This is a genomic window from Methanobrevibacter thaueri (genome assembly GCF_015062905.1).
Lineage (GTDB): Archaea > Methanobacteriota > Methanobacteria > Methanobacteriales > Methanobacteriaceae > Methanocatella > Methanocatella thaueri_A.
In genome coordinates this window covers 1-10,620 of the sequence record NZ_SUTK01000049.1, presented here as the reverse complement: position 1 = coordinate 10,620, position 10,620 = coordinate 1, and the positions used below count along the sequence as shown (strand labels likewise).

General features: G+C 41.2%; 9 protein-coding genes. 8 read left to right on the top strand and 1 reads right to left on the bottom strand.

Annotated elements, in window-relative coordinates:
• From E7Z79_RS08025 to E7Z79_RS07990, 8 genes are all read left to right on the top strand, one after another.
• Positions 1 to 2,497: DUF11 domain-containing protein (locus tag E7Z79_RS08025; RefSeq protein WP_303739439.1), on the top strand; the 2,497-nt coding region annotated here is incomplete at its 5' end.
• 436 nt (positions 2,498 to 2,933) lie between these two features.
• A complete protein-coding gene (locus E7Z79_RS08020) occupies positions 2,934 to 3,455 on the top strand; it encodes a hypothetical protein (protein WP_303739438.1) in 522 nt (173 codons plus the stop codon).
• On the top strand, positions 3,452 to 3,604 hold the full coding sequence (locus tag E7Z79_RS08015) for a hypothetical protein (protein ID WP_303739437.1): 153 nt from the start codon (positions 3,452 to 3,454) through the stop codon (positions 3,602 to 3,604). The genes E7Z79_RS08020 and E7Z79_RS08015 overlap by 4 nt, the downstream gene beginning before the upstream one ends.
• 11 nt (positions 3,605 to 3,615) lie before the next feature.
• Complete coding sequence (locus tag E7Z79_RS08010; RefSeq protein ID WP_303739436.1) at positions 3,616 to 3,972, top strand: hypothetical protein; 357 nt, start codon at positions 3,616 to 3,618, stop codon at positions 3,970 to 3,972.
• Between the two features lie 13 nt (positions 3,973 to 3,985).
• Positions 3,986 to 4,378 (top strand): hypothetical protein, encoded by a 393-nt coding sequence (locus tag E7Z79_RS08005; protein ID WP_303739435.1) that lies wholly within the window; start codon positions 3,986 to 3,988, stop codon positions 4,376 to 4,378.
• 204 nt (positions 4,379 to 4,582) lie between these two features.
• Positions 4,583 to 5,431: a hypothetical protein gene (locus tag E7Z79_RS08000; RefSeq protein WP_303739434.1), complete on the top strand. Its 849-nt coding sequence runs from the start codon at positions 4,583 to 4,585 to the stop codon at positions 5,429 to 5,431.
• Positions 5,418 to 9,089 carry an ATP-dependent DNA helicase gene (locus E7Z79_RS07995; RefSeq protein WP_303739433.1) on the top strand — a complete coding sequence of 1,224 codons (3,672 nt, stop codon included), beginning with the start codon at positions 5,418 to 5,420 and terminating at the stop codon, positions 9,087 to 9,089. Before E7Z79_RS08000 ends, E7Z79_RS07995 begins: the two co-directional genes overlap by 14 nt.
• A 21-nt stretch (positions 9,090 to 9,110) precedes the next feature.
• Positions 9,111 to 10,001 (top strand): tetratricopeptide repeat protein, encoded by an 891-nt coding sequence (locus E7Z79_RS07990; RefSeq protein WP_303739432.1) that lies wholly within the window; start codon positions 9,111 to 9,113, stop codon positions 9,999 to 10,001.
• A 108-nt stretch (positions 10,002 to 10,109) separates the two neighbouring features.
• Here E7Z79_RS07990 and E7Z79_RS07985 read toward each other — a convergent pair.
• On the bottom strand, positions 10,110 to 10,620 hold a 511-nt coding region (locus E7Z79_RS07985; protein WP_303739431.1), incomplete at its 5' end, for a hypothetical protein.

Genomic DNA, 10,620 nt, shown 5'->3' with positions numbered 1-10,620 from the left:
TGATTATGTATTCGTTTATGATGGTGCTTTGGCAAAAGGTAACAGTACTAACTTCACTGTTGTATTTACTGCTTTAGTGAACGGTACTTTACAAAACCAGGTCAACGTTTCATCCAACGAAACCGATAACAAAACAGGAAACAACACTACTGATGTCTACAAACCAAACATGACTGTTGTGAAATTGGCATTGAATAAAACCGTGATTGTCGGTGAAAACGTCACTTTCGTGATTGTCGTTACCAACACCGGTGACTGCAACTTGACTGACATTGCTGTTTATGAGGATTACAAAGACACTGAATATGAATTGGTCAAATTCATTGATGACACTCATAAATGGACTAATTCAAGCAATGTATTCACTTATGACGGTAATCTGACTCCTGGTTCAAGTGCTAACTTCACTTTAGTATTCAAGACTTTAGTGAACGGTACTTTAATCAACATGGTCAATGCAACCAGCAATCAGACTGACAATAAAACCGCAAACAACAACACTACTGTAAGTGAACTTTGTGATTTGGTTGTTATCAAACAGGTCAATGCAACAAGCATCTTTGTTAATGAGACTGTTGAATGGACAATTATTGTAGAAAATAAAGGTCCTAACACTGCTAAGAATGTTGTTGTTAATGATACTTTGCCTGCTGGCGTTGTCGTAATTGGTGAATTGCCAAACAACGGTAAACTGACCGGTAACAATATTGTTTGGGAGCTTGGTGATTTGGTTGCTAATGCCGATCCAATTGTTCTTAAATTCGTTACCAAAATCACCCGTGAAGGCAATAATACTAATTTCGTTGTCGTGAACACTACTACTCCGGATTCAAATGAGTCCAACAATAAGGCGAACAATACCACTGTTGCAAATGCGATTTGTGATTTGGAAATCCATAAATATGTTAACGCATCCCATGTTTATGCAAATGACACTGTAGAATGGAATATAACTTTAGTCAATAAGGGTCCATCAACTGCTTTTGGCGTTGTGGTAAATGACACTTTACCTAATGGTCTGAAAATCATTAGTGCAACACCAACTGCGGGAAGTTTTGATGAAGAAACCAGGATTTGGCAGATAGATGAGTTAAGGATAAACTCACCTGTTTTCCTTATTTTGGTCACTCGAGTCTTGACTAACGGCACTTTTATGAACACTGTAGTTGTAAATTCCACTACTCCGGATTCCAACGAATCCAACAATATTGCAAACAACACTACTGTTGCCGATCCTATTTGTGATTTGGTAATTACAAAATCCGTAAACGCATCTGTGGTAAATGTAACCGACATTGTTGAATGGACAATCACTGTTGTAAACAGAGGTCCTAACACAGCTGAAAACGTTGTAGTCAACGACACTTTGCCTAACGGACTTAAAGTATTAAGATTGCCTGAAAACTGCAAACAGAATGGAAATACAATAATATGGAACATCGGCAGTTTAGAAGTGGACAGCCCTGTTTCAATCACATTATTGACCCAAGTTCTGGTTGAAGGCAACATAACTAACATTGTTGTAGTGAACTCAACAACTCCTGACACTAATGAAACAAACAACATTGCAAACAACACTACTGTAGCAAATCCTGTTTGTGATTTGGAAATCATCAAACTCGTAAGCTCCAAAAAGGCTTATGTAGGAGAGGACTTGACCTGGACTATAATTGTAATCAATCATGGTCCTAGCGCAGCTTCAGACGTAAAGGTCTTGGAAGACATTCCAGATTCATTAAGGTTAGTTTCATACACTGCCACTAAGGGAACATTCGACAAGAACACCAATATTTGGACAATCGGTAAACTGGACAATGCTTCAACCGTTACACTCAAAATTGTGACTAGAGTATTGAGCGTTGGAAACATTACCAATCCGGTAGATGTAACCACATCCACTCCGGATTCAAATGAGACCAACAACCATGCTAACAATACCACTGAAGCATCTGAACTATGTGATCTGGCAATCATGAAATCATCAGATTACAAAGTTTACTATGTCGGCGATAACATGCACTGGATTATTGAAGTGGTCAACTATGGTCCAAGCCCTGCAAGAGGCGTTTGGGTCAGTGATGTCATGCCATCCGGCGTAAAATTCATCCGTTATTCCGCTTCTAAAGGTAATTACGATAAAGCAACTGGAAATTGGACAATAGGTACTCTGGCAAATGGAGAAAGAGTTACTTTGGATATTTTATGTAAAGTAATGAATCCAGGTTTGATTACAAATAGCGCACACGTTACAGGCAGCGGCAATGAAAGTAATTTAACTGACAATGACGACAATGCCACCATTAGTGCTATTGAAAAGGTTCAACCTGTACCTCCTAGTCCTGAACCTACTCCGGAACCAACACCAGAATCTACTCCCGAACCTGAAAATCCAGTTCATGAGGCAACCATGCATGCTACCGGTAATCCGATTGCATATCTTTTAGTTGCTGTTTTCGCATTATTCGGTTGTTTCTGGTCAAGGAAAAAACAAGAATGATTAAAAACGGAAATTAAATAACTAGATTTCATATCTAGTTACTTTTTTATTTTTTTAGCGAGCAATTTTTTACGTACGAAAACTTTTTTTATTTATTTATCTCTGTTTAGCGGACGCTATCAGAACCCAAAAAATCAAAACATTTATATACTATTAGAAAGTGATATATAACTGCACTTTAAATTTATTGTAAATTTAACCACATCACTATAAAATTGTAATCAAGACTCTATACGAACTTTTTGACATTAAAAAGGGGCTGATAAAAATGACACCACAAGTGAAATCAACTGCATATTGGAGTGCGGTGTTCTTTTAGACCAATAAGGTTGTTCAATGCCTGACAACCTAATCAACCAAAATCAACATATGTAATCAGCTTATCATAGCATATGCTATGTTTGAACTATAACTATCATCATTTAGAGGAGTAATAATGGAGAGAAGCCAAGAGATTAATGTAAATGTTAAAAAGACTGTCGAACACTCTGTAGCCGGAAACAGCGAGTTTCATTTCTACGTGGATGAGCTTGCGGCGGACAACAGCATGCCTACCTACATCGGCAAGGCAGATGAGAAGTACACATTCGATGAGATGGATGAGGCCTTCTTTGAGTTTCTTGAAAGAAAATCACATCAGTATGGAATATTCATACGACTTGTATTTTCCACATCCGAAGTTAAGGACGGAAAAACCTCGTTCATTTTGGAATATGAAAACAGAAAGGAGAATTTCATGCCGGAAAACCTGGACAATGTCCTGGTATTTGAATTCGCTGACTTTGGCATTAAGGTCAGGGATGGTGAAGTCACATTCGGTGCATCAATTGATGACGGTTGCGGTAGAGGAGTCCACTTTGCGCCGTTCGGTTCAGATGCCGGAAACAGGGAATTCCTGTCCCTGGAAAACCCGTTGAACAAACGAGTCATTGAAATCATGGAGGGGATGATAAAATGATTACAAACATTCTGACAGCTGTCCAGCTTATGATAGTGATCTTTTCACTGCTGCTTGTGCTTTACAACCTCATGAAGGGGGACAACAAGACAAGCACATATCTTGGGCTGCTTTTCAACACATGCCTGTTATGGTTGACTGTAATTTAGCTGAGGTTTAAATGGAGATTGATTTGGTTAGATATTCATCAGAGATTTTTGACTTCCTGAGTGCAAGGACACTCAGGGAGATTGACTATGGAGTGTTGGACTTATCAAAAGTAGAGGATTACGAGCTTAAAGAGGTATTCTATTTCCTAGAGGAGCTTTTGACAATGGAGCTGAAGGCTAACTACCGGGAAAACGAAACCGGAATCTTCAGGGTTCAGGTTTCAAGGGGCAGATATTGCTATTGCGAATCTGGCCATGTCATTGAAGCTGATTCCATTGGGGAGTTAAGGGAATTGGTTTTAAGTGAAAACAGAATTTGGTACGTGTTTGACGAAATCCTGGCACAAAAATGTGCCAGACATATTTAAAAGGGGGAGTTATATGGCAAGATCTCATAAAAAATTAAGGCCACAGGATGTGTATTTCAACCGTGAAAAGAAGCTGAACAGGCTAATCAACAGGTTCATGAAGTTCGTGTTTCACAGGAATCTCAACGATTTGGACATTTACGATGAGACGAACCGATTGAGGCTCGACATCAAGATGAATTTCGACATCCAGTCATCTGAGCTTCATCTGCAAAGCAGGCGGAGAAGGTTCGTCTACTACGACCAGCTCGCCAAGTTCAAGGCAGTCTACAGCATCTGGAAGACAAGGTCATATCCTGCATTCATCACAATGGTCTTTGACCTGCCGGTGCATCTGATCAATTCACTCGAGTGGTTCTACAAGGGATTAAAGATGCATTATGTGGTCGATTATTCGATATTTTAGTAAATTAATATGATCAGGGGATTTTCAACTGATTCCCTATTCTTTCACGCTGACAGCTGTTTAACCGGGGTTTTTTCAAAGCCATTCATTTGTCTGTTCACCTTTTATTCAACTCCTTTAATAATTTTTCTCCCCGGTTAAACGGCAATAATCTACAATTTTTAAAAAGTTTTTTAATCTATCTAAAACAAATATAAACTTATAATGATTAACGAAGTTACAATTTCAAGGTTGGATGAACTGATTGGGGATTATGACACTCCATTTTTCAATTATCTGCTCTACTCATATGACTTGAGCCTGAATGATTGCGAGGTCATAATTGACAATCTGAAAAATGATATCAGTTCTAACAGGGTCATGCCGGACAATCTTGTCTCCACATTGGAGGATTATTTCAAAAGGAAGGTCCTTGACCTTGAAAAGCAATCCAAGCTTGATTACCTCACCGGGCTGATCAATCCCGAGGGCGACTATTACAAAAGGTTTCTTGAAGGCTTCGGCCTGGACCAGAACGAAATCAGCCTTATTTACTCAAGGATTGAAAGCAGGATTCTGGAGGACAACATCACTGACTTTGAAATCAAGCGTTACCTTGAATATTATTTCGCAAATGCGGTCAGGCAGGAGTCATATTTCCGTGACCTCGACATGATTGTCGGAAGGGCATATGACACGCTTACAATTAAGAAGGCCAAAAGGGACTATCCTATACTGACAGACCGGGACATAGTCGACGTAGTCCTTGCAATTCGGGAAAGGATAATTGATGCGGTGGAATTCAGGAAAGGCATCAAGCATGAGTTCCTTGACCAGTGCATGCGTAAAAGTGAGGAAAAGAAGGTCCGTGCCCTATCGAATCTGGAGTATTTTGTTGAGGGAAGCGGCGATTCGTTTTCCCATTTTGTCAAATCCAAGGGATTGAGCAAATGGGAGGGCAAAATGTTAGTGTCCGAAATCAGGGATGAGATTTCAAGAGGCATGATTCAGCCTGAGAAAATCGACAGTGTTTTTTTAACCAAACGTTTCAATGAGTATAATGAGAGAAAGTAGTGTCTTTACCTTTCTGAAGGGTAAATATAGAGATTTATATGACTTGTGTGAAGTCATGGAAAAGCTTATCGTTGTTCGCAAGTACCCTCTTGCCATGGCAACTGCAAAGGTAATCCTGGATTTGTTCTGCAAGCAAACCGATAATGATCTTGTGCTGACTATCGACGTATTTAATGACGCCTCTCTCACATTATCTGAAAGGGATATGCAAAGTGTCCATAAGATATTGTTCACATATATCTATGAAGATTATTTTGAACCAATCGAGCAATTTTTGAATGTCGACTATGAATACGACTTCACCTTTTTGGGCCATAACCCGAAAATCACCAACGATGACATCTACCTCATCATCGACAATCTCCGTGTCAACTCGATATCGCCTCAACTTGTGGGCCTTGAGGGCGATGACCTCATCCAGCTTGAGGACCTCGCTGCCGGTGACAAGCAGAAGGTAGTTGATTTCATCGAATCCAATCTCAACGATTTCATCAAAAGGCACATATTGACATTGAGGCTTTTTGACAGTGAGGGAAATCCATTGGACAGAAAGCTCAACTTCGAGGCAGTGAAGAAGGTTGACTACTGCAGCATACGCGAAATCCCGCCCGATGTTGACCTTGATGACTATCAAAGGGAGGCGGTCGAGTTCACAGAACGGCCGCTGGTGATAAATGCGGGTCCGGGAGCCGGAAAGACAAGGGTGATCATTGAAAGGGTATGCCATCTTATAAGCCAGGGAGTCGAGGCCGAAAGCATACTGGTAATCACATTCACCAACAAGGCAGCAGAGGAATTGCGCGAAAGGTTCAAGAAGGACACCAAGCTGGATTTGAACACAATAAGCAAGATGAGGATAAGCACAATACACAGCTTCTGCAGGGCAATCCTTCAGGACTTTTCAGACATCCCATACAACCTTCTCAAAAGGGAATCCGAACGCAACCTCTTTTTCAACAAGCACAAGGATGAGCTGGGATTCACCGGTCCGGCGTTCCTTAGAAACTACGAGTCCGGACAGGTGCTTAAGAAGTATGATGAATATGCGCTCTTCGAAGTCGACTCAAAAGGCCTGATAGATTACATCGAGTCAAAATTCAGGCCTTCACAGGAATATTTGGAGTATATTGAGGACTATTATTCAAAACACAGTGAAAATCACTACCCTTCCAAAAAGGAGATAAAGCAGCTTAATTTCCAATGCGATGTCTACAAGGCAAGGTATCTCCAGATTGCAAAGTCATACAACGACTGGATAGACCTTATGGAAAGGGAGCATGTCTGCGACCAGAATTACCTTTTAATCAAGGCTCTTGAAATCCTTTCCGATGACGATAACCTCAAAATGGTCCAGTACACCAATATCCTAATCGACGAGTTTCAGGACACCGATGCGGTTCAGATGCAGATATTCGAGAGGCTCAAGAGCAAGTCAGACACCTACACTGTTGTGGGAGATGCTGACCAGAGCATATACTCATTCAGGGCAGCCAATCCTAAATTCTTCAACGACTATGCCGGAAGCGACGAGTTCGAAAACAAGTTTCTCGTCAACAACTACCGCTCAACATCAGACATAGTTGCCTTCAACGAAAGGTTCATAAGCCCGAAGCGTGCAAATCCGAAAGACCTGAAGGCCGTCAACAAATCCAAGATGCCCGTCTACATGCTTGAAAACAGGAAGGATGAGGAATACCGTGGAATAGCCTATATCATAAAGAACCTGAAAACATCAGGCAAGATATCCAAATACAGCGACGTGTGCATACTGTTCAGAAGCCATAAGGACAAGAAGGGCATTCTCGAGGAGTTCGAAAAGGAAAAGATTCCATATTACCTTAAGGGAATCGACGATTTGATTTATCAGGATGAGGTCAAGGCGGTTCTTGCACTCATATGGTACATGTTGCCCTTCGACCCTACAAGGATAGCCTATTATGGGGACGGCGGCCAGTGGATAAACCTCTCGTCATTCACAGACACATACTATGAATCTTCCAAGGTGTTCAGGCTGTCTGCAAAAACCAGGAACATCCTCGATGACATCGAGAGAAGGTATCATGCGAATGTGGTCAACGTCAAGAAAAGCTTCAAGCCTATGGACTCATCGTCCAAATCAGCATCCATAATGGATGTCGTCAGGGATTATGCGGACGATACCCTGGAGGAGATATTCGAAAGGGTCGGAACAGTCGACCTGAGCACATATTCCAGGGACGAGCTCAGGGGCATCGGAATAACAGACGAGCATGACCTTGACTTCTTCTGCGATTTGAACGAGCTTAAATCATCATTGGGTGAAGTCAGAATGTCCTGCCTTGAGGTGTACTATGAGCTCATAAGGATAACCGGATTTTTAGATGAGCTTTTCTCAAGAAGCGACTTTGAAGCCAAAAAGGCAGCGCTTAACCTGGCCCTGATTTCCGAAATCATCTCTGATTATGAAAACATCATGGGAAAGTATGACCTTATCGGTCTTTTCAATTATCTCTACCGTTCACTGAAGTACTACTCATGCCCGATTAACGAGGAGGAGGACAACTCCCAGAAGGTCCACATAATGACCGTCCACAAGGCGAAGGGTCTGGAATATCCTGTTGTCATAACCGCATCAATCAAGGACAGGAGCTTTCCTCTGACATTCTCCCCTCAGCGAAAGGACCATATCTTCAACAACTATCCTGTCTATCCGACCCCGAACAGGTTTTTGAAATACAAGGTCTCCGAGGAGCAGGAGCCTTTCGAGTTCGACCGTGAAGAGGAGAGGGTCGTCTATGTTGCAAACACACGTGCCGAGGAACTTCTGATACTTTCAACTGTGCTTCCAAGGTCCGGAAGCAGGATTCCCCAAGTGTTAAGGGACTATGAAAGCGACCTGGTCAGAATCGAGCCTTCAGATGTCTTCGCAATGAAGAAGGTCACATCCCACATGATCCGTGACACCAACCTCTTCAACCAGATAGATTTCGAAAACGTTCTTGAGGACTACCTCTTCTGTCCGCTGAGGTACAACTTCGAAAGCAACCTGAAGTTCAAGAATCCGAAAAACATAGACAAGTTCATAGACTCAAAGCTCAGGATAATCGTAAACCGCCTGCACAACGACAAGTTCATGACTGACTGGGACAGGGACAGCATAGAAAATCTTGTTCTGGAGGTAATCAGGTCATACTCATTTGCATCAGGTGAAAAGAGTCTTAAAAAGCTGTTCAATCATTTTGCCGACTATTGGCAGGACTACGGCAGAAACTTTGATGTTTTAAGGACATCCCATCCTGTAAGTCTTGAGGTCGGGGGATACGACATAAACGGGGTCATTGACCTGATGGTGAGCGACGGTGACGGTGTGAGCCTGGTTCACTTCATACGCACCAGGGATGAGATGAAAAACTATCATTCATTTTACATGGAGCTTCTGGGCTATTATGCAATTGCCCTGAAGGAAAGGGAGGACGTTGAGGTTGAAAACTTGATGCTGTATGTTCTCGATGAGGGAAAGCTCTATGAAAGGGAATTCGTCAGGAGCGAATTCATAATCGATTATCTGGAAAGCGTAGTTGAAAGGATATCCGATGATGACTACTCAAGGCATTACGTAAGCTGCGGTGAGTGTGAATTCAACGGCCTTTTGTGCCAGAACAAAAATCTATTTAAATAACTCTTTTTAAATCTATACTTGATGAGTCTTAATGTTGCTGATGAGATTGAATGCGAATTTTTTGAAAATCATGTGAAATTCTCTATTGACGGTGTGTCAACAAAATGGATGGGCATGGATGACCGATTCATCGAAAGGATTGGCAGGGACAGTATCAACAGGGAATTCCCAATCATGCACCTGAAAAAGGAGATTCAAATCAAAAACGCTCTTGATGATGGAATTGCACTTTTCAAATCACAAAAATACTCGAAAGCCATTGAAAAGTTTGATGAGGTGCTCTTTTACGATCCCAAGTATGGCGAGGCATTGCTCTACAAGTCATATTGCCTGCGTGGCCAGGGGCATTTCGTAAAGGCATTGAGACATTACCTGCGTGCGGTTGATGCCGACGGTTCCCTGAAGGACTTGGAATATCACAAATCTCTATTGCATGAGGCCAATGATGAAAGGTCCAGCTTTCCAAAACTGAAACTGAACATCTATGCGGGAGATGAACATTTTGCAAGGGGAGAATATCAAAGCGCAATTGAAAGCTACGACAAGGCCCTTATGAGTCCCTCCAAGTTCAAGCAGAAGATACTCTCCAAGCTATTGAACAAGAAGGCTATGGCATATCTTAAGCTGAAAGATTTCAGTGAGGCCCTAAAGTGTTTTGAAAAGTCTTTGGATGTCAGTGAAAATGATTATGCAGTCTTTGGTGAAGGCATTTGCCGATATGAACTGAATCTGGACATTGACCCAAAATTCAGAGGTTGTCTTAAGATTTCAAAAGCGGACATGCTCAAGCAGGCATTGGTTTTGGAGGATATGGGATATCGGGAGGATTCCATGAGGATTTTGAATTTCCTGCGTGAAAACCATTTCAGAAAGGATGAACTATACGAAAAGATGGCGGATGCTATAGGTTAGCCCATTTGATTATGCTGTTTTTCAAAGTCAATTTTATTATATTGAATATCCGTGTCATCATTTTAGGGAAAATTTTGTTGCATGCATTTTAATCAAAGCTTGTTTTAATTATTTTGGCAGTTCAATCAGTTCCCCATCCTCGCGGATTTCAAGGGATATTTCGAATGAATCTCCGCATGGCATGATTTCCATTTTTTCAATTTTTTCCTCAAAACCCTTGAATCTAGCCACAAATTCAACCAGATCAACTTTTTTAATGTCAAATGAATATTTCAGTATTTCAGGTGATGTTTTCTCCTCGATTTCATCATCTGCAAGGTGCTGTGTGAGGAAAGTGCTGCATGTGAAGATGTCTGAGAGATAATATCTCTTAGATACCTGATTTTTTTCTATAAGTCCGTGTTTTTCCAATGATTCAATTACCTCTTGGGGGTTATTGAAGTGATTGAACAATTCTTCAATGTCGAATTCACATCCAAAGCCGAAAATTTCAATCAATTCATTCAGGGTTTTTGCTGTATCCTTCATAGTTAAATATAAGATTTGATGGGTTAAAAACATTGCTAATAATGTTATTAGATACAACAAATTTAACTCGGATTCCCCTCTATCATTTATA